This window comes from Clostridium sp. 1001271B_151109_B4 (assembly GCF_015670405.1).
Taxonomy (GTDB): Bacteria; Bacillota; Clostridia; order Clostridiales; family Clostridiaceae; genus Clostridium.
This window is the reverse complement of the sequence record NZ_JADPBQ010000011.1, coordinates 69,803-95,547: the sequence shown is the minus strand read 5'-3', so window position 1 is coordinate 95,547 and position 25,745 is coordinate 69,803. Positions and strand designations below refer to the sequence as shown.

Sequence of the window (25,745 nt, the reverse complement as noted above, 5' to 3'; positions counted from 1 at the left end):
TATTGCCTATTCCCCAGCAAGATCTTCTTCATTTATAATTTGATGGATTGGTGACCCTGGAGCAACCATAGGAAATACTTTTTTATCACTATCAATTCTATAATCAATTATTACTGGTCTATCTACAGCTAAAGCCTCTTCTAATACAGAATCAAGTTCTTCTCTTTTTTCCACCTTAAATCCAACGCCTCCAAATGCTTCAGCAAGCTTAACAAAATTAGTAGCTCTATCTAAAGTAGTTTGAGAATATCTAGCCTCATAAAATAAACTTTGCCATTGTCTAACCATTCCTAATGCATTGTTATTCATTACAATAATTTTAATTGGAATATTATATTTAACAGCTGTTGCAAATTCATTGCAGTTCATTCCAAAGCTTCCATCACCAGCAATGTTAAATACAGTTTTATCTGGATTAGCAACCTTAACTCCAATTGCCGCACCTAAACCAAATCCCATAGTTCCAAGTCCTCCAGATGAAATTAAAGTTCTTGGTGTTTTAAAATTAAAATACTGTGCTGTCCACATTTGATGCTGTCCAACTTCAGTCGTCATAATAAAATCACCTTTATCTAATTCACTAAGCTTTTCAAATAAAAATCTTGGTGTTAATTGCTCACCATCATCCTTATTATTTTTTGTAATAGCTAAAAGTTTTAATTCATCTACTTTTTTTAACCACTTATCATTTTTCTTATAATCTATTAAAGGCATTAATCTTTGTAATGCTACCTTAATATCCCCTATAATAAATGAATCTACTTTAACATTCTTATTTACTTCTGCCGGATCCACATCTATTTGAATTACCTTAGCATTATTAATAAATTCTCTATCGCTAATTACCCTGTCACTAAACCTTGCACCTAATGCAATTATTAAATCGCACTTAGTTGCTAAAATATTTGATGCATTACTTCCATGCATCCCTATCATTCCAGTATTTAACCTATGTTCTGAAGGAATTGCCCCTCTACACATTAATGTTGTTGCAACTGGTGCATTAATTTTTTCTGCAAAATTAACTAGCTCTTCAGTAGCCGCTGAATTAATAACTCCTCCACCTGCATAAATAAGTGGTTGTTCTGAATCATTAATGTATTTAGCTACTTCATTTAATGAATCAACAGTAATATGCTTACTTTTTGGTTCCACTGGTAATGGCTTTAAATTTTTATATTCTGTTTTATCAGATGTAATATCCTTTGGAATATCAATTAATACGGGTCCTGGTCTTCCTTCCCTAGCAATATAAAATGCCTTTCTAACAGTTTCCTCTAATTCATTAACATCTTTAACAATAAAATTATGTTTTGTTATTGGCATTGTTATTCCAGTAATATCAACCTCTTGAAAGCTATCTCTTCCAAGCAGACTTTTTTGAACATTACCTGTTATTGCAACTAATGGAACAGAATCCATATATGCAGTTGCAATCCCCGTTACAAGATTTGTTGCTCCTGGGCCTGATGTAGCAATACATACCCCAACTTTTCCTGATGACCTTGCATAACCATCAGCTGCATGAGCTGCACCTTGTTCATGGCAAGTCAAATAATGTTTAAGTTGATCTCTGTATTTATACAAATAGTCATAAATATTTAATACAGATCCTCCAGGATATCCAAAAATAGTGTCAACACCTTCATTTAATAAAGTCTTAACAAGAATCTCAGCACCTGTTAATAACATTGAAAATAACCCCCTTTATATTTAATTAATAGTTTTTAGTTAACTATTTAAATACAGCTCCTGAGCTAGCTGAGCTAACTAATTTAGCATATCTTGCTAAATATCCTCCTTTAACTTTTGGCTCAACTGGTTTTAAGTTTGCCCTACGCTTTGCTAGTTTTTCATCACTGACAAGCAAATCTAAATTACCATTTGTAATATCAATAGAAATAATATCTCCATCTTCTACTAACGCAATATTTCCACCTTCAGCTGCTTCAGGAGAAACATGTCCTATTGCTGCACCTTTAGTTGCCCCACTAAATCTTCCATCTGTAATAAGTGCAACAGATTTATCAAGTCCCATTCCACATATTGCAGATGTAGGTGATAACATTTCTCTCATTCCAGGTCCACCTTTTGGACCTTCATATCTAATAACTACAACATCGCCTTCAACAATTTTCTTACCCATAATTGCTTCAATAGCTTCTTCTTCAGAATTGAAAACCTTAGCTGGTCCTTTATGAACCAACATTTCTTTTAAAACTGCTGATCTCTTAACAACAGCTCCATCTGGTGCTAAATTTCCCTTTAAAACTGCAATTCCACCAGTTTGACTATATGGTTCTTCTATACGTTTTATTACTGAATAATCTAAAACTTTTGCATTTTCAATATTTTCTCCAACAGTTTTACCAGTTGCAGTAATACAATTTAAATTTAATAAATTCTTCTTGTTTAATTCACTCATTATAGCTCTAATTCCGCCAGCTGCATATAAGTCTTCTATATGAGTATCAGATGCAGGAGCTAGTTTACATAAGTTAGGCACCTTCGCTGACATTCCATTTATAATATCAAGATTTATAGGTAACTCAGCTTCATTTGCTATAGCAGTTAAATGAAGAACACTATTTGTTGAGCATCCAAGTGCCATATCTACTGTTAATGCATTTTTAATTGCATCTTCTGTTACTATATCCCTTGGCTTAATATCTTTTTCTAAAAGATTCATAACAGCCATACCTGCATACTTAGCAAGTCTTATTCTTTCAGAATAAACTGCTGGAATTGTTCCATTGCCTGGTAATGCTAATCCTAAAACTTCACATAAACAATTCATAGAATTTGCAGTAAACATACCTGAACATGATCCACAAGTAGGACATGCTTTTTCTTCTAATTCTGCTAAATCCGATTCAAGCATTAATCCACTTTCAACTGAACCAACAGCTTCAAACATTGTAGATAAAGATACTTCTTTACCTTTGAATTTACCAGCTAGCATTGGCCCACCACTAACTATTACTGATGGAACATTTACTCTTAATGCAGCCATAACCATTCCTGGAACTATCTTGTCACAGTTTGGTATAAACACTAGAGCATCAAATGCATGAGCATTTGCCATACACTCAACAGAATCAGCTATAAGCTCTCTAGTTACTAAAGAATATTTCATTCCTTGATGTCCCATTGCAATTCCATCACATACACCTATTGTCGGAAATACTAATGGTGTTCCTCCAGACATTAATACACCTTTTTTAACACCTTCAACAATTTTATCTAAATTAACATGACCAGGAATTATATCATTTTGAGATGTTACAATTCCAATCAAAGGTTTATCTATTTCTTCATCAGTTAACCCTGATGCCTTAAACAAAGATCTATGTGGAGCCTTAGCAACTCCCTTTTTAACTACATCACTTCTCATTTATATCCCCCTTAATGTTAGTTAATAGTTAGTAGTTTTGAGTTCTTAGTTATATATTTAAGAAAATCCTTAAGGAATTTCCATATTAACTACTAACTTTTAGCTTTTAACTATTTAAAGTTTTTCTAAAACAAGCTGTCCCATTTCTTTAGTTCCAACAAGTGTAGTTCCTTCACTCTTTATATCACCAGTTCTATATCCTTCTTCTAATATCTTAACTACTGCATTTTCAATTTCTTTTGCTTCATTTTCTAAATTAAAACTATATCTTAACATCATTGCAGTTGAAAGAATTGTTGCTAGTGGATTTGCTATTCCCTTCCCTGCAATATCAGGTGCAGAACCATGAATTGGCTCATACATTCCTAAAGTTCCTTCTCCTAATGATGCAGATGGAAGCATACCAATTGATCCAGTTATCATTGAAGCCTCATCTGATAAAATATCACCAAACATATTTGAAGTAACAATTACATCAAATTGTCTTGGATCCCTTACTAACTGCATTGAAGCATTATCAATATATAAATGATTTACTTCAACTTCTGGATAATCTTTAGACATTTGTTCAACAACGCCTCTCCAAAGTCTTGAGCTTTCTAATATATTAGCCTTATCAACACTAGTAAGCTTCTTATTTCTCTTCATTGCAGTCTCAAAACCAATTTTAACTATTCTTTCTATTTCTTTAATATTATATCTTTCTGTATCGTAAGCTGAAGCTATTCCATTAACTACTTCTCTTCCTCTTTCACCAAAGTAAATTCCTCCAGTAAGCTCTCTTACAACACAAATATCAATTCCATCACCAATTATGCTATCCTTTAATGGTGATGCTTCCTTTAATGGTTTATATAAAAGTGCTGGTCTTAAATTACAATACAAATTTAAGCCACCTCTTAATCCTAATAACGCTTGTTCTGGTCTTACCTTTGCATTAGGATCATCCCACTTAGGGCCACCGACAGCACCTAAAAGAACTGCATCACTTTTCTTGCATATTTCTAAAGTTTTTTCTGGAAGTGGCGTTCCCATTGAATCTATTGCACATCCTCCGGCTTGTAAAAACTCAAATTCAAATGTATGATTGTATTTTTCCCCAATTTTATTTAAGACTTTTATTGATACATCGATAACTTCTGGCCCTATTCCATCTCCTGGTATAACTGCTATATTAAAATTCATGATTCTTCCCCCTTAAAATTTGCCCATTGCCCTTTATTTTATTTATTCTTATTCTTTATATAACCTATAAGTCCGTTATTATTTATAATATTTTGCATAAACTCTGGGAATGCTTCTCCTTGATATTCTTCATCCTTAGTTAAATTTTTAATAACCCCTGTATCAAAATTAACCTCTAACTCATCCCCTGCTTCAATGGATTTAACTGCTTCATCACATTCTAATATTGGTAATCCAATATTAATTGCATTTCTATAAAATATTCTTGCAAAAGTCGATGCTATAACACAGCTAATTCCACTTTCCTTTATTGCTATTGGTGCATGTTCTCTAGACGAACCACATCCAAAGTTTTTGTTTGCAACAATTATATCCCCTGTTTCAACTTTACTTGCAAAGCTTAAATCAATATCTTCCATACAATGACTTGCTAATTCCTTTGGGTCTGATGTATTTAAGTATCTTGCTGGTATAATTACATCTGTATCTACATTATCTCCATATTTAAAAACTTTTCCCGTTGCTTTCATCTTTATTTACCCCCTTAAAGTGTTTCCGGATTAGTTATTTTTCCTGTTAGTGCTGAAGCTGCTGCAACTGCTGGACTAGCTAAATAAACTTCTGATTCCACATGTCCCATTCTTCCAACAAAATTTCTATTAGTAGTTGAAATAGCTCTTTCACCCTTTGCTAATATACCCATATGTCCACCTAAACAAGGTCCACAAGTTGGTGTTGATACAACTGCTCCTGCTTCTACTAAATCTTTAATTATTCCTTCCTCTAAAGCTTGTAAATAAATCTTTTGAGTTCCTGGAAATACTATACATCTAACTCTTTTATTTACCTTTTTCCCTTTAAGGATATCTCTTGCTACTCTTAAATCTGATATTCTTCCATTTGTACATGAACCTATAACAGCTTGATCAATTTCAACATCACCAACCTCATCAATAGTTCTTGTATTCTCAGGTAAATGTGGGAATGATACTGTTGGTCTTAAAGTAGATAAATCTATTTCATAAACTTCATCATACTCAGCATCTTCGTCAGCTTCATATACTTTCCATTCTTTCTTTCCATGTTCTTTTAAATATTCAATAGTTTTTTCATCTACTGGGAAAATACCATTTTTCCCACCTGCTTCAATTGCCATATTAGCCATTGTAAATCTATCATCCATTGATAAATGATTTAATCCATCACCAACGAACTCCATTGATTTATATAAAGCTCCATCAACTCCTATCATTCCAATAATATGAAGTATAACGTCTTTACCACTTACCCATTTTGAAGGCTTTCCCTTTAATACGAACTTTAATGCTGAAGGAACCTTAAACCAACATTTTCCTGTAGCCATTCCAGCTGCCATATCTGTTGAACCAATTCCCGTAGAAAAGGCTCCTAATGCACCGTATGTGCAAGTATGTGAATCCGCCCCTATAACAACATCACCTGCAACCACTAATCCCTTTTCAGGTAATAAACAATGTTCTATTCCCATTTCTCCGATTTCAAAGAAATTAACTATTCCTTTATCTCTAGAGAATTCCCTAATAAATTTACATTGTTCTGCCGCCTTTATATCCTTATTTGGCGTAAAGTGATCTGGTACTATAGCTATCTTTTCTTTATCAAAAACCTTTTTTACTCCAAACTTCTCAAATTCTTTTACTGCAACTGGTGAAGTAATATCATTACCTAACACCAAATCTAAATTTGCTTCTATTAATTGTCCTGCCTTTACACTTTCTAATCCTGCATGAGCAGCTAATATTTTTTGAGTCATTGTCATTGCCATTGTTTTTTCCCCCTTTAGAAATATGCTTTTGCTTTTCTTTCAATATCTTTTATTAGTTTATATTCCATTGAATCAACTAATGCAATCCAACTTGCCTGAATTACGTCCTTAGACACCCCAACAGTACTCCAACTTTCATTTCCATCAGTACTTTCAATTAAAACTCTAACCTTTGCACCAGTTGTACTTTCTGAATCTAAAACTCTAACCTTATAATCAACTAACTTTATACTTTTTAATTCTGGATAAAAGACCTCTAATGCTTTTCTCAGGGCTTTATCTAAAGCATTTACTGGTCCATCCCCTTCTGCTGCTGTCATTTCATTTTTTCCATCAACTGTTATATTAATTAAAGCTGTTGAGCTAAATTCACCATTATTCCAAGGTGCTTCTCCCATGGTTTTAAAATGATTTAATTTGAAAAATGGCCTATACTTTCCAATTATTTTTCTTATTAACAACTCTACAGTTCCTTCTGCCCCTTCAAATTGGTAACCTTCATATTCTAATTCCTTTAATCTTTTGGTTACCTTTTTAACTTCCTCTCCATCCTTTTGGACATTAGGAAATATCTTGTGTATCTCTTGTAAAACAGTACTCTTTCCACTTACCTCTGATAATAAAAATCTTCTCTTATTCCCGACTACCTCTGGTTTTACATGCTCATATGATTGTGGTGTTTTACAAATTGCATCTATATGCATTCCGCCTTTATGGGCAAACGCTGATTTACCCACATAAGGAGTTGAATCTTCTAATTGGATATTAGATATTTCTGAAATATATCTAGCCTTTGCAGTTAATTCTGGCAAGTGACCTTCAGCCTTTAAATTACAATTCATTTTTAAGGCTATAGTTGGAATTACTGTACTTAAATTAGTATTCCCACATCTTTCACCGACTCCTATAAATGTGCCTTGAATATGTATAGCCCCTGCCTCTACTGCCATAATTGAATTTGCTACTGCCATACCTATATCATTATGGCAATGAATTCCTATTTTACATTCGAAACTCTTAGCTACTTCAGTAATTATTTCTTTAATCTCACTTGGTAATGTTCCACCATTTGTATCACATAAAACTAGTGTTTTTGCTCCAGCCTCTCTGGCGGCCTTTAATGTTAACATAGAATATTCTTTATTCTCTTTATATCCATCAAAAAAATGTTCTGCATCAAAAATTACTTCTTTATTTTTTTTGGTCAAATATTCTATAGTTTCTCTTATCATAAGTAGATTTTCATCTAATGTAGTCTTTAATATATCTGTTACTTGAAATGCCCATGACTTACCAAATATAGATATAACACTTGTTTCTGCATTTAATAAGCTTTTTATATTAATATCCTCATTGACCTTTGAATTTGGTTTTCTTGTTGATCCAAAAGCAACTAACCTTGAATTTTTAAGTTCTATTTCTTTTATTACCTTAAAGAATTGCATATCCTTAGGGTTTGATCCAGGATTTCCAGCCTCAATATAATCAATCCCCATATCATCTAATATCTTAACTATTTTTGTTTTATCTTCTAAAGAAAATGATATTCCTTGCCCTTGAGCACCATCTCTTAAAGTAGAATCAAAAATTTCAATGGTTCTATTCAAAACTCTACCCCCATTTCGTAAGTGATAAGTTAAAAGTGGCAAGTTAATACTTGTCTCCTTACTATTGATTAACCCTTAACTTCAATAATACTATAGTTATTAAGTTAACTTTTTTAGTTATACTAGCCACTATGACTTATCACAATTTAATTACTTATTACTGCTTTGTTATTTAATAGATTCGTTATTTAATAGCTTTGAGTTTATAGTTAAGGAAAATTTCAGCTGAGCTGAATTTAAAAAATATATTTTTAAAAACTCATAAAAGTTTCTTCATTAAACTCTTAACTATTAACTAATTAAAGATTTCGCAGTAATCTGTTATATCATTAGATCCTCTTTCTAATGCACAGACACCTGTTCTAACTAACTCCTTAATTTCATACTCTTCCATTAACTTTATATGAGCATTAATTTTGCTTTCATCTCCAGTAAGCTCAATTGTTAATGTCTCTGGTGAAATATCAACAATCTTACTTCTAAAAATTCTAACAACTTCATTAATTGCCGCTCTTTGCTCTGAATCTGCTTTAACTTTAATTAATACTAGTTCTCTATAAACTGAGTTGTCTGGTTTTAATTGTAATACCCTTAAAACATCTTCTAACTTATTTAATTGCTTCATAAATTGCTCTAGTACTTCCTCGCTTCCATTTAACGTAATAGTCATTCTTGAAATTTCTGGATTTTCAGTTCTTCCAACTGTTAAACTATCAATGTTAAATCCGCGTCTTGCAAATAGCCCTGAAACTCTCGTTAGTACCCCTGAAGAATTTCTAACTAAAACTGACAAAACATACCTTTCCATTTATATACCCCCAATCAAATAATTTCAAATTTTTGAATAAAACGGAATGAATTTAGATTAAAAAAATCCCACCCTTAATGATAAAATCATAACGGCGGGATAACATTCCTCATCATTAAATATCACTAGGTTCCAACAAACCCTTGCATATAACGGTGCTTACCGGTAATTCCCTACTTATAAACTGAATTCTTATCTTAAGATGGATATTTAACTCCGCCTTAAGGTTAGAATTGATTATCTAGAGGCTTATCCGCTGTTATCTTACACAAATAGATAAGAGTGTTACAACATCTAGCCATTAGATAAATTTTTACTAATGTTCAGGTTACAGCTCAAGAGTGATTATTATTTAGTAAAAGTACCCATTCACAGCTACCATGGATTCTCTGAAACTTTTTATTCTAAATAAACGTCTCTATCACAGCTTTTATTCCTTAAAAAGGACCTTCCAAAATATTCTATTGTTAATATATTACTCTTTACTTTAATATACTGTCAATAGCCTCTTTCAAAATTTACCATATTAATTATATTTAGGATCTTGTTTTAGCTGTTTTTTACATATAGTTAATATTTTTATTAATTTCTTAGTAATTTAATAAATTTATTTTAAACTTATTAATTTATTAATAACACCATCATTTTTTATGTTTATATTTTAACTTTACCTTTTTAACACTTCTTTTTATTTTTAATATTGTTTTTATTAATTTATTACAAAAAAATATGGCGTATTAAAATTAATTTTACTCTTAACTTTAATACGCCATTATAATTTAATAATTATATTTTACTTAATATTAAATTTGCAATTTTATGTGCCATTTCATCTATTTCTTCTTGATTTTCACCTTCAAGCATAACTCTAACTAATGGTTCAGTTCCAGATGGTCTTATAAGCACTCTTCCAACACCATTTAGCTTAGCTTCAACTTCTTGTATAGCAGAAATTATTTCTTTATCTTCTAAATATATGTTTTTCTTTTCATTCGGTACCTTAGCATTAACTAATACCTGTGGTAATTCTTTCATAACTCCAGCCAATTCACTGAAAGTTTTTCCACTCTCTTTAAGAATAGCAGCTACTTGAAGTGCTGTAACTAATCCATCTCCTGTAGTATTATGATCTAAAAATATGATATGTCCTGATTGTTCTCCACCTAATACATAATTATTCTTAAGCATTTCTTCAAGAACATATCTATCCCCAACTTTAGTTTTAACTAAGTTAATTCCTTCTCTCTTAGCAGCAATATCTAACCCTAAATTACTCATTACAGTTACTACTAAAGTATCATCAATTAATTTATTTGCTTCTTTTAAAGCTTTTGCACAAATAGTTAGTAAGAAATCACCATTAATCATATTTCCCTTTTCATCTACAGCTAAACATCTATCAGCATCACCATCAAATGCAAAACCAATATGACAGTTCTTTCTTACAACATAATCCATTAATTCTTCCATATGAGTTGATCCGCAATTTTCATTTATGTTATTTCCATCTGGATTATCATTTATTACATATACTCTTGCCCCTAAAGACCTAAAAGCCTTTACTGCCGCTTTATATGCAGCACCATTTGCACAGTCTAAAGCAACTCTTAGTCCCTTTAAATCTGTTTTTATAGTACTTAATGCATAATCAATATATTCTCTTAATGCTGTTTCTTCAGTGTATGATCTCCCAACATTTCCACCTATTGGGCTAGGTACGCCTTCAAATCCACCTTCTATTACAGCTTGTATTTGGTCTTCTAAACTATCTGATAATTTGTACCCTTTTCCATCAAAAAATTTAATTCCGTTATATTCTACTGGATTATGAGATGCTGAAATCATTACTCCTGCATCTGCTTTATATTCTCTAGTTAAATGAGCTACTGCTGGTGTTGGTACTACTCCTAAAATTACTGCTTCTGCTCCTACTGAAAGTATTCCTGCAACTAAAGCAGCTTCAAGCATATCCCCTGATATTCTAGTATCTTTTGCTACTAAAATCTTTGGTTTATGAGTACCCTCAGTTAATACAAAAGCCCCTGCTCTTCCTAAGCTATAAGCTAATTCTGCAGTTAATTCAGTATTTGCTATCCCTCTAACACCATCTGTTCCAAACATTCTACTCATATATAATACCTCGCTTATATAAATAATTAATTATAGACATTATCTTTTATAGTATATTACTTATGCCGATTTTTTACAATATACCATACTTTACTGCTATATATCAATTATTCTTGTTTATCTTTTGGATACATTCTTTCTAATACTAAATTATATCCTCCTTGTCCATAATTAAGACATTTATTTACCCTACTGATAGTTGCTGTACTTGCACCTGTTACTTCAGCTATTTCTGTATATACTTTTTTATCTGTAAGCATTTTTGCAACATATATTCTTTGAGAAATTGCCCTTAACTCATTTATTGTTGCTATATCTTCAAAGAACTTATAACATTCCTCTATATTATTTAACTCTAAAACCGCTTCAAATAACATATCTAAATCATCTTTAAACTCTAAATTCTGTAGGCTCATATTATCACTCCTATTATTTATCTATACCATGATTTTAACACTTTAGTGTGCTAAATTTAAGTATACTTTAAATTTTTCTTTAGCTTATTAATTTTCTTCATCATTTTCAAAGCAATCTGCTTCGGTGTATTTATCATAAATACTTTTTGTTGGTAAAATCCATACTTCACCTATACCACTATAAACATTATTTACTTCTTCTACAAGTTCTCCATCAATTATTCTTTCATACTCTTCTTGACTTACTTTTACATTAGCACTTCTTAATACTATAAAGTCACCATTAACAACTAATCTATCTTTATATAATTTACATCTTATAATCTCTTCTTCTGGTACAGGTAATTTCAATACAATAACTCCAGATCCACTTAAATTCATTTTATTACTATCATTTGAAGTTAAAGAAATATTAATCTCACTATCACATCCATAAAACATATCTTCATTTATTATTATTTCTTCATCAACTAATTCAATTAGTGTAAAATCATTAAAACTAGGCTTTAATAATATTTCGCCAGTTCCACTAAAAACAGTTTTCAATCCAAAATGCTCCATATGAGTAACTCCAAAAATAACTCTTTTAATTCCCTTATACTCATTTACTATATCACTTCTTTCAATAAAACCCTTCATATAGCTTAGAGTACCTTCTTGAATCTTAACAGATCTATCATTAAGTAATATTCTAACCTGCTTTAGTCTCTTACCATTACCTTCAATGGTCCTAATAGCCCTAGCTACATTTAATTCACTTGCACCATTAAGCGACGAATATCTTAAAATTTGAAAACAAGATTGATTACCCATTTGCGAAACTAAAGTAAGCTTATTTTTAACCTCTATATTACTTCTCATATTAACTACCCACACCTTTATACTCTATAAATATTATACCTTAATTCTATCCAAATTTAATATTCATTAAACAATTCAGCTCTTATAGTTAGTAAATAAAAAGTAAGAATTAATAGTTAAGATTTTTTTCCAAACTCCTACTTCTTACTTTTTTATTTCCACAATATTAGATTTATTACTTACACCTTCCCATTTCAAGCTATTTACCAATTCTTCCGATTCTAAAACACTAGTAATTTTAATCCCAAAATTTTGCTGAGTAATAATACTGTTAGCTATTGTTAACTTTTTATTATATATATTAATCCGTTATACATTAACGTATTAAATATGTAATTATGTTTAATTCTAAATTAAATATATTTTACCTAAAATTAAAAGACTTAAGATAATAATTACATTATTTTAAGTCTTTTCTATTTCTCATCTAAATAGTTTTAAATTGTCCTTTTAATTTTCTTTCATCTTTAATTGTATGAATATCTCCAGTTACATTATAAAAGAACATAGCTAAAATAGTTAATACTGAGCATAATACCTTGAATAGCTATAAATGCTACTGTTTCAAAGCATAGAAAATATTTTTTTGTTTAGTAACACCATTTAATTTTTTATGGTAATATTATTTCATAATATAATCACCCCTGAAATTAATTCAAACCTTGAATTAATCCCAGAGGCAATTATATTATTTAAATCTTAGTATATCTTTGCTTCTTCTTCTCCATCAAGAACTCTAATAGCACCTTGAGCTAATGCTAATAATTCATCTTCTCCTGGATAAACAGTTATATCACTAATCCATTTAACTCTTTTCTTAATTTCTTTGACTACTACAGCTGAATAAGCTATTCCACCAGTTAAAATAATTTGATCAACCTTTCCATTAAGAACAGTAGACATTTCCCCTATAGCTTTGCTAACTTGATAAATAAATGCATCAAATATTAATGAAGCATATTCATCTCCTTCTTCTCTAGCTTTTAATACATCTCTAGCATCATTAGTGTTAAGGTATGCAACATAACCACCCTTACCAACTATCTTGTTATATACTTCTGCTTGAGTATACTTTCCACTAAAGCATAACTTAACTAAATCTCCAACTGGAACTGATCCTGCCCTTTCTGGTGAAAATGGTCCGTCTCCATCTAAAGTATTATTTACATCAATAACTAACCCATCCTTATGAGCAGCAACAGATACTCCTCCACCCATATGAACTACAACAAGATTTAAATCATCATATGCTTTTCCATTCTCTCTTGCATATCTCTTAGCAACTGCTTTTTGATTTAACGCATGGAAAATACTTCTTCTTGGCAGTTCAGGAATACCTGAAATTCTAGCTACATCTTGTAATTCATCTACAACAACAGGATCAACTATAAATGACCTTATTCCAACTTCCTTTGCAATTTCATTTGCTAATATTCCACCTAAATTAGATGCATGTTGTCCTGATACTCCAACTTTTAAATCTTCTAATAAATTATCCGTAACTTCATAAGTTCCGCCTGGAATAGGTCTAAGCATTCCCCCTCTTCCTACTATTGCGTCTAATGAATTCACATCAATATTATTTTCTTTTAAAATATTCATTATAACTTCTTTTCTAAAGCTTTTTTGATCAAAAATAGTATCATATTTAGCTATTTCATCTGATGAATGTCTTAATGTTTCAACTAAAACTTCTTTTTCTCCTGAATAAACCCCTATTTTAGTTGATGTTGACCCTGGATTAATTATTAATAATTTATATGCCATAATTCTCAATACCCCCTAAGTATATTACTTTCTACCCTCTGATACTAATGCAGCTAATGCAATAGAATTTACCTTTGTTTCAAAGCTATCTGCTCTTGAAGTTAAAATAACTGGAGCTGATGTTCCTACTAATATACCACCATTTTTAGTATGAGCTGTATAAGTTAAAGACTTATACATAACATTTGCAACATCTATATTAGGAAGTAATAATATATCTGCTTTTCCCGCTACTGGTCCTGTTACCCCTTTATGATGTGCTGCTTCTTCAGATAATGCATTATCTAAAGCTAAAGGTCCATCAACTATGCACCCTTTAATTTGTCCTCTGTCACTCATCTTAGATAATAATGCCGCATCTATAGTTGCTGGCATATCTGGATTTACAACTTCTACTGCACAAACTGGAGCAACCTTTGGATTTTCTATTCCACAAGATTTTGCTACCATTACAGAATTGTTTATAATTTGAACCTTTTGTTTTAAATCTGGATAAGTATTAAATGCAGCATCTGTTAATAAAACTAATCTATCAATTCCTTCAATTTCAAATACAGATACATGTGACATTAACTTTCCTGTTCTAAGTCCAACTTCTTTATTTAATACACTTCTTAAGAAAGTAGCTGTATCAACTAATCCCTTCATAACCATATCTGCTGCACCACTTGATACTAATTCAATTGCTTTTAATGTAGCTTTTTTAACATCTGCTTCATTAACTATTTCAAAAGAAGTTAAATCCATATCAATTTTTGCAGCAATTTCTTCAATCTTATCTTTATCCCCAACTAAAATTGCTTCTGCAATCCCTCTATCCTTTGCAGCTTTAACTGCTTCTAAAACTGGCTCATCTTGTGCCACTGCTACTGCTAACTTCTTTGTTTTTGCTACCTTTAACTTAGTTAATAAATCATCAAAACTTTTACTCATGTTACACCTCTCCTATATATTCATTTCCCAATAACCCTGTTTAGTAAGTATTTGTATTCTTTTTAATTAAATGGAATATTTACCTTATATTTTATTTTACCAAACTTTTTCACAAAAACCTAAATTTTCAGAAAATTTCATGTTGAATTTCTAACCATAGCAGAAATAACAAAAAAGAGATATTATTTTTCCGAGGATTAGTGAAATTTCGCCTTGAATTTATATAATTGATTCCAGATAATTTGCTACCGCTCAAACATATAATCTTCTTCACGCAAATTATCTTCTATCAATTATTAAATTCTACAGCTCGATTTCAATATTCCCTTCAATAATAATATCTCTTTTTTCCTAGGTTAATGTAAATACTCCAATTTGTTTTTAGATGCAATATTCATTATAATATCGCTTAATAAAATCTACTTACATCTAAAATCATACTGTTCCCATTTGCAGCACAAACATTAACTTTTAAAAATATATTGCTTTTAATACTACTGTATTGGACTATATTTTTCTATAATTCTCTCTGCAACTTTGATTCCGTCTACTGCTGCAGATACTATTCCTCCAGCGAAACCTGCTCCTTCTCCACATGGGTATAGACCACTTAAAGAAATACTTTCTAATCTTTCATTTCTAGTTATTTTAACTGGAGCTGAAGTTCTTGTTTCAATACCCGTTAACACAGCATCTTCTCTTCCGTAGCCTTTAATTTTTCTATCAAAATTATTTACACCTTCTTTAATTCCATTAACAACATAAGAAGGTAAACATTCTCTCATATCTGCAAATTCAAAGCCAGGTTCATAACTTGGAATAACTGCTCCTAATTTAGTTGATTTTCTATCATTAACAAAATCACCTAATAATTGAACTGGAGCTTTGTATCCACCACCACCAACTTTGTAAGCTAATGATTCATAATGCCTTTGGAATTCCATTCCTCTTAATACTGAAGTTCCTTCAAAATCTTCTGGTCCAACAGTTACAACTAATGCAGAATTTGAATTAGCCTTATCTCTTGCATGATAACTCATACCATTTGAAACTAATCTCTTTTCTTCTGAAGCAGCCGCTACTACTACTCCACCGGGACACATACAGAATGAATATACTCCTCTACCTAAATCTTTACTTTGATAAGTTAAATTGTAACTTGCTGCTTGTAATCTTGGATGACTTGCCATCTTACCGTATTGCCCAACATTAATCATTTCTTGAGGATGCTCAATTCTAACACCAATTGCAAATGCCTTTGGCTCCATAAATATTCCTATTTTATGTAACATTTCATATGTATCTCTTGAACTATGCCCCAACGCTAAAACAAGTGCATCACATGGTATTTCATCACCATTTACAACTATACTTTTTATTTTTCCATCATTACTCTTTATATATTCAAGCTTAGAGGAAAATCTAACCTCTCCTCCTAAAGCAATTATTTGTTTTCTTATATTTTTTACTACATCCTTTAGTATATCTGTTCCAACGTGCGGCTTTGCTTCATATTTTATTTCTGCTGGAGCTCCTGCTTTAACAAGTTCTGCTAAGACATAGTCACATTTTTTATCCTTAATTCTAGTAGTAAGCTTTCCATCTGAAAATGAACCTGCTCCCCCTTCACCAAACTGAACATTTGATTCTAAATTAAGTTCACCAGTTTTCCAAAATCTATCCACAGTCTCTGTTCTTTTATCAACATCTTCTCCACGTTCTATCACCAATGGTTTATAACCTTTTTGAGCTAACATTAATGCTGAAAATAATCCTGCTGGCCCAAGTCCAACTACTACTGGCCTATTATTAAGTCTTTCAGCTCCTGGTTCAACATCCGGTTCATACTTAGATACATCTACCCTGACATCATTATCATGAAGTCTATTAACTAACTTTTCTTCATCTTTGTGATTAATTTCAACTGCATATGTAAGTTTAATATTATCCTTTTTTCTAGCATCAATACTTTCTCTTACTATTCTTAAGTTTTCAATTTCTTTTTCTGAAATTCTTAATTTTTTACTTATCTTTTTCTTTAATAAACTTATGTCATCATCTAAACCAAGGCTTAGATTATTTATTCTTATTGTCATATATTCACCTCATATTGGTCATTAAGGTCAATCCAAATATTTAGATTGACCTTAACGATAAATTATTCATTTAATTCTTCTGTATTTCCTGTACTATCATCAGGATCAGTACTAGTCTGCGTATCTTTAGATATAGTCAATTTTACTTCACTTACGTTATCTATATTAACATTATCTACACTAACTAAATTTACAGTAGGTACTTTAGTGTATTCTCCAGCCTCAGTATATTCTGAAACATCTAACTCTGCAGTAAAGTTTGACTCTGTTAGATTATTTAATACATCAGCATAACCTGATACTGTTATTGTAACACTCTCTGAATCTGGCACAATAGTCAATCCTTCTGCTGTTGTTCCTATTATTGAATAAGAAATTGTAAACTCCTTGGTCTGAGACTTATCTACTGATATATTAACTTTTATTGAACTTTCACCATTATGAATTGATATCCCATCTGGTATTCCTAATGCAACATCTACAGTAGTTGAATCTTTTATTGCAGATAAATCAATTATCTCTGTTCCAATTTCATTTACATTATTTAAAATCCCTTCTGGTCCTGTTATTCTAATCTCCGTTATATCAGATGATATTGATTTTAATCTCAAGCCATTAGATAATGTTCCTGTTGTATTTATTTTTATAGGAACTGTTTTTCCTTCGTTAATTTCAATAGTTGCTTCAACCCACTTTTGTGATAATTCTATCCCTGTAACCTCATCACCATTATCATCCACTGGTGATATAATGTAATTTTTCACAATAGTCTTTACTGCATTACTTTCTTCGCCTTCAGCAATTACTTTAGTAACTTTGTTAACTAAAGATTCTGGTCCCGATACTGTTACAGTTTCTGGACTAAATACCGGTGTTGCAACATAATAACTAGACTTTGATATAACATTAATCTCTGATTTTACCGGCACCTCTTTTGTAGAATACTCCTCAGTATTAACTGTAATTGTTAGCCCACTACTATTTTTAATCTTTACTGTACTTGGAGCTTCTTGAATGTTTACAGCAATCTTATTTTCTCCTTTTTTAAGTACAAATTCACTTAAATCTACCGTTATCTTAAAATCACTTTTATCTATACTAAATAAATCTTGGGTATTACCTTCAATTTTTAACTTTACATAAAAGTCTTGATTTGGAGATAACGCCAATCCTGCATCTTTCAAACTATCTGAATTTAATATTTCTACTGGCACATTATTTAATTCATAAGACTTTAGTGGATTTTCAATATTAGTTACATAAATCCATAAGCCTAAAGATAGCAAAATACATACAAATTGAACTATTACTTTCTGTTTATTATTCCAGTTATCCATGTTTTCACCTTCTTGCCAGCAGTTTTAACATTCTTCTCTTCTCTATGATCCATTATCTTTAGTAAGATACTTCTTAATCTATCCTTATCATAATTTCTTGTTAAACGTCCATTTATAGCTAAAGAAATAGTTCCTGTTTCTTCTGATACTATAATAACTAAAGCATCTGATATTTCTGAGAGTCCTATTCCTGCTCTATGCCTGGTTCCTAATTTTTTATTTATCTCTTGATTATTAGTCAAAGGTAAAACACATCCAGAAGCTACTATTCTATCTTTACCTATTATTGTAGCTCCATCATGAAGTGGAGTATTAACTACAAATATATTTTCTAATAAATTTGCAGTAATTTTTGCATCAATAATAGTTCCTGAAGAAATAATCTCCCCTAGCCCTGTTCCTTGTTCAATTGCTATTAATGCACCTGTTTTAGTTTCTGCTAAGTTAGATACAGCATTAACAATTTCATTTACATAGATATTTCTCTGTTCCTTATCAACAAGACCATGCTTATCTTCAAAAGCACTTCTACCTAAATGCTCTAAAGCTCTTCTAATTTCAGGCTGAAATATTATTACAACAGATATTATTCCAATTGTCAAAGTCTTGCTTAATATAAAATATAGCATGCTTAAATTTAAAATAGAACTAATTGGAATTAGAATAATAATAAATGCTATTCCCTTTAATAGCTGCTCAGCTCTTGTTTCTTTAATTAACATATATCCTTTATAAAATATAAATGCTACTACTAAAATATCAATAACAGCAGTAACTGACATACTCTTTAGTGAATTCATTACTATCGTAATAAAGTTTTGCATCTAATCCACCACCATAAATTTACTAATTAAATTATACACTATAATAATAATTGTTAAAATATTATTATTTTATTTTTAATTCCTCTTTTAAGTATAATTTCCTTTTTTCTTAATATAAATTATATAAAATGATTTCTTCATAATATTTAAATTGTAATTATACTTAAAGGATGTGAATTTTTTTGGAAAATATAAAAAAAACATTATCTGAGAATAAAATATTCTTAATTACTTTAAGCATAGGTGTAATTGTAACATCTACTATGATGATATTATTATATAAAAATAATAATGCTATTCAAACCTTAAGTAATAATGGATTAGTTATTACAGATACTTCATCAAAAGAATTTGAACCTTACGTTACTGAACTTTCTTCTATTAACTCTACTTTAAAAGATTGTATTAATGGAGTAACAGTAAATACTAAATCAGCTTCAAGTATATTAACTGATGATTTAAGCAAACTAAGTTCATTAAAAGAAAAGGTTGCCTCAACCGTTGTAGCTAACAATGAAACTCCTGAAATAATTCCAAAACTTACATCCTGTATAGAAAATACAGAAAATCTTTATAAATACTGTCTTGAAGTTTTATCATATACAAGTAACTTAACAGCTTCTGAAATTACTTCACAAATATTAGTATTAAAAGAAAACTGCAATAGTAGTTATGATGAATTATCTCCTTATGGATTTTCTTTAGAGTTACCAGAAGATAGCGAAACCTTTTTTGATAACTTAATTAGCTATTTAAATACAATTGATAAACTGAATAAACAAGACTCTATAAAAACTACTCAATATAATGCCTATATTGAAAAGCTTACTAAATGTACTAATAGTTTTTCTGATTTATTAGAAGACTTAGAACCCGCAATCAAGTTAATAAGAAAAGATAATCGTTCATTAGATGTAATACTTGATGATATAAAGAAAAAAGAAGATGCTTTAACAGTGATAAAAAATGATTTTAATTATTCTTCTATACCAGAGGGATGTATTTCCTATTATAACTCTGTAAATAATACGTTTTCCTTATACTCTACTTATTTAAATTCTCTTAAAATTGCAGTTATTTATGAAAAATCCTCTTCATCATATGAAGATAATAAAAAAAGTATAGACAAATATTACGAAAATGCATTTTCTAAATATGAGGATGTAAAAACTTCCTTTGAATCATTATTAAACTCTTTTTGATAATGTTTTGTATTATTTTAAATTTTTTGGGTAAAATAAATCTCGATTGGGTTATTCCAAAAGGAGGTTTATTATGAAATTTGGAAAATTCTTATTTTGTATTATACTAACACTATCCCTTTCAGCACTTGACTTAAGCTTATATAATTCATATATTGAAGTAAGCGCAAGTACAATATTAGACAACGATTTAGCTAATTTAGAAAGTAACACAAATAACTATATAAACTTATCTGATGATGATTACGTACAAGTTTTTAAAGAAAATAATCAAATGCTTTATTTAACACAATCAGATATTTATTTAATGTCTCAAGTAGTATATGCTGAAAGTAAAGGTGAGCCCTATGAGGGTAAAGTTGCTGTTGCATCAGTAATATTAAACAGAGCTCTTAACAATGGTTTTCCTAATACAATTGAAGGCGTTGTATATCAACCTAGAGCTTTTTCTTGCATTGTTGATGGTCAAATTAATGTTGAACCAACTCAAGAATGCTTTGATGCTGTTTATGATGCATTAAGTGGAAATGATCCTACAGGAGATGCTGTATTTTTCTATAATCCAGATATAGCTACTTGCTCCTGGATGCAAGGTGTAGAAAAACATAACATAATTAGTATAGGACAACACTTATTTTTCACATTGTAGCAAAAAAGGGTTACCTTTATGGTAACCCTTAAATCTTATTCAAAAGTCGGCCTTATTATTGCCTTTCCTTCACTTACTAATACTTTTCCTTTAGCAATTACAGTATCAATCTCCAATGTTTCCTTATCAACTATTACAATGTCTGCATCTTTTCCGGCTTCTATTCTACCTTTATTATCTAACTTTAAAACTTCTGCCACATTTGATGTAATTACTTGAATTGCCTTTTCTATAGGTACATTATGTTCATTTATACTATCTTTAACTTCCCTATAAAGTGTTTGAACTGAACATATTCCTAATCCAACTAACTTACCTGAATTATCAAAGACAGGCATGCTACCATTCCCATCAGAAGAAAAAGTTATATGTTTTATATCTACTCCATTCTTTAATAAAAGAGCTAAACCCTCTGCTGCTCTTAATTCACCTGGTTCTAAATATCTTGGATCTGAGCTTGTTGTCAAATCAATAAAACCACCCTTTTTAGCATATTCAATTCCAACTTTAAATAATTTATCACTTCTATTAATATGTGTAGGTAAAAGTTGAGTTGATGGAATTTCAGTTTCTTCTATTAATTTAAATAAATAATCTAATCTTCTTGCCCCATCCCCTAAATGAACATTAACAATCCCTGCTTTTCCTGATAATATTCCTCCTACTCTAGCTTGAGCAACAGTATTTATAAAATCTTGATATGTTGCTTGAGAGCTTCTATGATCTGATAATGCAACTTCTCCTACTCCAATAATTTTATCAACCATCATAAAGTCGCCTTTAATACTTTCAGTTATAGTTTTTACCGGTATTTCATAAGAACCTGTATAACAATATGAAGTTATTCCTTCCTCTTCTAATCCTTTAGCTTTTGCAATTAATGACCTCATATCTCTACATACCCCATCAGTTCCTATACAGCCAACTACAGTAGTTATTCCTGCTTCAACTAATGAAATTACTGATATTTCTGGAGTTCTTGTTTTAAATCCCCCTTCACCACCACCACCAATGATATGAACATGAGAATCTAAAAATCCTGGAAATAATATTTTATCTTTTCCATCTATTATACTTATATTAACAAAATCATTTGGAATATTTACACAATCATATATTTCTTCAATTTTATCACTTACTATTACAATATCTTTTTTACCTAGCTTTTCTGGGGCATATACATTTACATTTTTAATAACTTTAATCACCTTAACTCCTCCTTTACTAAATACCAAACTGATAAATATATAATTATCATTAAACATTTAATATTAGTTCATTTTATTATTATGTCCTTCTATAACAAGGACTATAAATAAAATACTAATCACAATATAGCTGCTATAACTATCACTAATATAGAATGAGCCTTTTTTAATAAAAATATGGCTCAAATTATTAACATTATAATTTGGGGTAAATAATTATCAACTCATGTTACTATAATACTATTAACTTTAACAAAAGCTACCATAAGAGAAACCTTGCTAAAATCCTTTAAAATAACACTGCAAATAATATTTGCGTTATTAAAAAATCAAATGTAAAAAAGCAATTGCTAGACATATATACAGCATGGATAAATAATTGGTGTTGAGTGGGAAAATTTATGAACATTGCAATGACAATACTTAAAATCCGAAAAGATAAAATTGCTCTGATGAGTAAAAAATCTTTTGAATTATACGAAGAAATTTATGGTCAATATGAATAAAAAAAGAGAATCACTAATGCGATTCTCTCTTTATATCTTATTCTTGTTCTAATATTATCTTCTTAGCACCTAAGATTGATGTAGCACTCATTGAGAACTCATCTAATCCGTATTCAACTAATGTAGGGATAGCAGCTTCATCTCCTGCCATTTCTCCACACATTCCAACCCATTTACCGTGCTTATGAGCTCCATCGATAGTCATCTTTATTAATCTTAATACAGCTGGGTGCATTGGATTATAAAGGTATGATACTTTTTCACTCATTCTATCAGCAGCTAATGTATATTGGATTAAGTCATTAGTTCCGATTGAGAAGAAGTCAACATACTTAGCTAATTCATCTGCCATAACTGCTGCTGCTGGAATTTCAACCATGATACCCCATTGAGTAGTTTCTGAAGTTTTAACTCCTTCAGCATGTAATTCTGCTCTACATTCTTCAACGAATTCTTTAGCAGCTTGGAATTCTTCTAATCCAGAAATCATTGGGAACATAACACAAAGGTTTCCGTAAACAGAAGCTCTTAATAAAGCTCTGATTTGAACTCTGAATATATCTTTTCTATCTAAGCATAATCTGATAGCTCTGTATCCTAAGAATGGATTCATTTCTTCAGGTAATGGTAAGTAAGGTAATACCTTATCTCCACCGATATCTAATGTTCTTATAACAACTTGCTTACCGTTAGCTTTTTCTAAAACAGTTTTGTAAGCATTGAATTGTTCTTCTTCAGTTGGAGCTTGGTCTCTATCCATGTATAAGAATTCAGTTCTGAATAATCCTACACCGTCTCCACCGTTAGCTAAAACTTGATCTATATCTTCTGGCTTACCGATGTTACCGCAAACTTCAACTCTCTTACCAGATTTAGTTACAGTTTTAACTTCGATAAGTTTCTTTAATTCTTCTTGTTCTGCTGCAAAAGCTTCTTTCTTAGCTTTGTATTCAGCAACTACTTCTTCAGATGGGTTGATTATAGCAATACCTTCAATACCATCAACTATTACTAAATCACCATTTTTAACAGTTGTAGTTATATCTCCTAAACCAACAACAGCAGGAATTTCTAATGTTCTAGCCATGATAGCTGAGTGAGAAGTTCTTCCTCCGATGTTTGTTAAGAAACCACAAACCTTTGATCTATCTAATTGAGCTGTATCTGATGGAGTTAAATCGTGAGCTACAACTACTGTATTTTCTTCAGTTATAGCAAATGCACTTCCACCTTTTCCTGCTAAGTTAGAGATGATTCTCTTAGAAACGTCCTTAATATCAGCAGCTCTTTCTCTCATATAATCATTATCCATTGATTCGAAAATCATAACAAATGTATCTGTTACATTTTGAACAGCTTTCATAGCGTTTAAGCTATCATTTTCAACTGTCATTTCCATTTGACCAGTAAATTCTGGGTCATCTAATAGTGTTAAGTGAGCTTCGAAAACAGCCGCTTCGTGTTCACCTATTTCAGCAAGTGTTTTTTCCTTTATTGCTGTTAATTGTTCCTTTGATGCTTCTAATGCAACATTTAATTTTTCTTTTTCTGCAGCTACGTCTTCAACTTTAGCATCATTAATAACTATTTCTTCATGTTCTTGAATAAATACTTTACCTATAGCGTAACCTTTTGATGCAGCGATACCTTTTTTCATATAAATTCCTCCTACACTTAAGCATAAATTTAATACTATTATTAAAATTATTGTTATACTTTAAGCCACTATAATATTTCTGTTAAAATTTTAATGACCTATTATATACTGTTGAAAATTTATAAGATAAATCTATCCCATTTTAAACTTATCTTATTTAAACTTAATACGACCATGAGTATTATAACATATTTTAAATAACGTTATCATTAAATTTTTTTAAATTTTATCTTTTTGTGGAAGCATCCTCCTAAAAAAAATTATTTATTTATTATTTTAAGAAAAATCTTTTCCTTATTAACATAATTTATAAGTCATCAACTAGAACACTAGCCTTAGCATAAGCTGTTGATTTAGCCTCAAAAAAGTCTGTTTTAACAGTATTAGCATTTGATAATGAGTCAATCCATGGAGCTGGATTTTTATCATACCCTTCAAATAAAGGCTCTAATCCTATTTCTTTTAATCTTTTATTTCCTAAATACTTAATATATGAATCAATTAGATTTTTATTAATTCCTTGTATGTTTTCCCCAATAACATAATTCCCCCAATTAATCTCATGTTCAACTCCAACTTTCATCATAATTCTTAATTCTTCAACAAACTCTTCAGTAAATATTTCTGCCTCTTCTTTTTGAAGTTCTCGAATTAAACTTCTAAATAGCCATAAATGTGTATTTTCATCTCTATTTATATAACGAATTTCTTGAGCTGAGCCTGGCATCTTCCCGTTTCTTTCAAGGTTATAAAAGAACATAAATCCAGAATAAAAATAAATTCCTTCCAATATGAAATTAGCCATAATAGTTCTTATAAGATTTTCTTCAGTTGGATTTTCTAAAAATTTATTATATTGCTCTCCAATAAACTTATTTCTTTCTAGAAGAACCTTGTCATCTTTCCATTGATAAAGAATTTCATTTCTTTTTTCTGGTGAACAAATTGTATCAAGCATATAACTATAGCTTTGTGAATGTACAGCCTCCTGAAATGCTTGAATAGTTAAACATAAATTTATTTCACTAGCAGTTACATAATTATTGATATTACTCAAATTAGCTGTTTGTATTGAATCTAAGAATATTAAAAATGATAATATCTTATCATATGCCATTTTTTCATTATTATCTAATTTTCCATAATCCTTTAAATCCTGAGAAAGATTAATTTCTTCTGGAATCCAAAAATTATTCATTGCCTGTCTGTACCAATCTGCTGCCCATTTATATTTCATATTGTTAAAGTCATTTAAGTTAGTAGTATTTCCATTTATCATTTTTTTCTTACTAACTTCAATATCCCCATTTTCATTAAATAAAGGTTTCTTCCTTATTTCCATTTCTTTTCTCCCGCTCTTA

General features: G+C 30.4%; 20 protein-coding genes. 2 read left to right on the top strand and 18 right to left on the bottom strand.

Features of this window, described 5'->3' with window-relative positions; translation table 11 throughout:
* Positions 1–6: 6 nt before the first annotated feature.
* The 15 genes from ilvB to cdaA all read right to left on the bottom strand — a co-directional run bounded on the left by ilvB (position 7) and on the right by cdaA (position 19,162).
* A complete protein-coding gene (gene ilvB, locus I4V63_RS09415) occupies positions 7–1,692 on the bottom strand; it encodes a biosynthetic-type acetolactate synthase large subunit (RefSeq protein WP_196001014.1) in 1,686 nt (561 codons plus the stop codon).
* A 43-nt stretch (positions 1,693–1,735) separates the two neighbouring features.
* A complete protein-coding gene (ilvD, locus tag I4V63_RS09410; RefSeq protein WP_196001013.1) occupies positions 1,736–3,394 on the bottom strand; it encodes a dihydroxy-acid dehydratase in 1,659 nt (552 codons plus the stop codon).
* Positions 3,395–3,508: 114 nt separating this feature from the next.
* Positions 3,509–4,579, bottom strand: coding sequence for a 3-isopropylmalate dehydrogenase (gene leuB / locus I4V63_RS09405; protein WP_196001012.1), 1,071 nt, complete (start codon positions 4,577–4,579; stop codon positions 3,509–3,511).
* A gap of 38 nt (positions 4,580–4,617) precedes the next feature.
* Positions 4,618–5,109 (bottom strand): 3-isopropylmalate dehydratase small subunit, encoded by a 492-nt coding sequence (leuD, locus tag I4V63_RS09400; RefSeq protein ID WP_196001011.1) that lies wholly within the window; start codon positions 5,107–5,109, stop codon positions 4,618–4,620.
* A gap of 14 nt (positions 5,110–5,123) precedes the next feature.
* Positions 5,124–6,383, bottom strand: coding sequence for a 3-isopropylmalate dehydratase large subunit (gene leuC, locus I4V63_RS09395; protein WP_196001010.1), 1,260 nt, complete (start codon positions 6,381–6,383; stop codon positions 5,124–5,126).
* Between the two features lie 14 nt (positions 6,384–6,397).
* Positions 6,398–7,990, bottom strand: coding sequence for a citramalate synthase (cimA, locus tag I4V63_RS09390; RefSeq protein WP_196001009.1), 1,593 nt, complete (start codon positions 7,988–7,990; stop codon positions 6,398–6,400).
* Positions 7,991–8,285: 295 nt separating this feature from the next.
* Positions 8,286–8,798: an acetolactate synthase small subunit gene (gene ilvN / locus I4V63_RS09385; RefSeq protein WP_196001008.1), complete on the bottom strand. Its 513-nt coding sequence runs from the start codon at positions 8,796–8,798 to the stop codon at positions 8,286–8,288.
* A 786-nt stretch (positions 8,799–9,584) separates the two neighbouring features.
* Positions 9,585–10,928, bottom strand: a complete 1,344-nt coding sequence (gene glmM, locus I4V63_RS09380; RefSeq protein WP_196001007.1) for a phosphoglucosamine mutase — start codon at positions 10,926–10,928, stop codon at positions 9,585–9,587.
* A 107-nt stretch (positions 10,929–11,035) separates the two neighbouring features.
* Positions 11,036–11,344 (bottom strand): YerC/YecD family TrpR-related protein, encoded by a 309-nt coding sequence (locus tag I4V63_RS09375; protein WP_196001006.1) that lies wholly within the window; start codon positions 11,342–11,344, stop codon positions 11,036–11,038.
* A gap of 87 nt (positions 11,345–11,431) precedes the next feature.
* The gene (locus I4V63_RS09370; RefSeq protein ID WP_196001005.1) at positions 11,432–12,205 is read right to left on the bottom strand and encodes an AIM24 family protein; all 774 of its coding nucleotides are present in this window, start codon (positions 12,203–12,205) and stop codon (positions 11,432–11,434) included.
* 699 nt (positions 12,206–12,904) lie between these two features.
* The gene (buk, locus tag I4V63_RS09365) at positions 12,905–13,972 is read right to left on the bottom strand and encodes a butyrate kinase (protein WP_196001004.1); all 1,068 of its coding nucleotides are present in this window, start codon (positions 13,970–13,972) and stop codon (positions 12,905–12,907) included.
* Between the two features lie 24 nt (positions 13,973–13,996).
* A complete protein-coding gene (gene ptb, locus I4V63_RS09360) occupies positions 13,997–14,905 on the bottom strand; it encodes a phosphate butyryltransferase (RefSeq protein ID WP_196001003.1) in 909 nt (302 codons plus the stop codon).
* Between the two features lie 494 nt (positions 14,906–15,399).
* A complete protein-coding gene (locus tag I4V63_RS09355) occupies positions 15,400–17,001 on the bottom strand; it encodes an FAD-dependent protein (RefSeq protein ID WP_196001002.1) in 1,602 nt (533 codons plus the stop codon).
* A gap of 62 nt (positions 17,002–17,063) precedes the next feature.
* On the bottom strand, positions 17,064–18,338 hold the full coding sequence (locus I4V63_RS09350) for a CdaR family protein (protein WP_196001001.1): 1,275 nt from the start codon (positions 18,336–18,338) through the stop codon (positions 17,064–17,066).
* The gene (gene cdaA, locus I4V63_RS09345) at positions 18,308–19,162 is read right to left on the bottom strand and encodes a diadenylate cyclase CdaA (RefSeq protein WP_042402506.1); all 855 of its coding nucleotides are present in this window, start codon (positions 19,160–19,162) and stop codon (positions 18,308–18,310) included. The genes I4V63_RS09350 and cdaA overlap by 31 nt, the downstream gene beginning before the upstream one ends.
* 182 nt (positions 19,163–19,344) lie before the next feature.
* On the opposite strand from cdaA, the gene I4V63_RS09340 reads away from it, so the two are divergent.
* Positions 19,345–20,364 (top strand): hypothetical protein, encoded by a 1,020-nt coding sequence (locus tag I4V63_RS09340; protein ID WP_196001000.1) that lies wholly within the window; start codon positions 19,345–19,347, stop codon positions 20,362–20,364.
* Between the two features lie 73 nt (positions 20,365–20,437).
* Positions 20,438–21,013, top strand: coding sequence for a cell wall hydrolase (locus I4V63_RS09335; protein WP_196000999.1), 576 nt, complete (start codon positions 20,438–20,440; stop codon positions 21,011–21,013).
* A 35-nt stretch (positions 21,014–21,048) separates the two neighbouring features.
* Here I4V63_RS09335 and iadA read toward each other — a convergent pair whose 3' ends face one another.
* The 3 genes from iadA to I4V63_RS09320 all read right to left on the bottom strand — a co-directional run bounded on the left by iadA (position 21,049) and on the right by I4V63_RS09320 (position 25,726).
* A complete protein-coding gene (iadA, locus tag I4V63_RS09330; RefSeq protein ID WP_196000998.1) occupies positions 21,049–22,221 on the bottom strand; it encodes a beta-aspartyl-peptidase in 1,173 nt (390 codons plus the stop codon).
* Positions 22,222–22,764: 543 nt separating this feature from the next.
* Entirely contained in the window at positions 22,765–24,384 is a 1,620-nt protein-coding gene (gene ptsP / locus I4V63_RS09325) for a phosphoenolpyruvate--protein phosphotransferase (protein ID WP_196000997.1), read from the bottom strand.
* Between the two features lie 307 nt (positions 24,385–24,691).
* On the bottom strand, positions 24,692–25,726 hold the full coding sequence (locus I4V63_RS09320; RefSeq protein WP_196000996.1) for a ribonucleotide-diphosphate reductase subunit beta: 1,035 nt from the start codon (positions 25,724–25,726) through the stop codon (positions 24,692–24,694).
* Between the last annotated feature and the right edge of the window lie 19 nt (positions 25,727–25,745).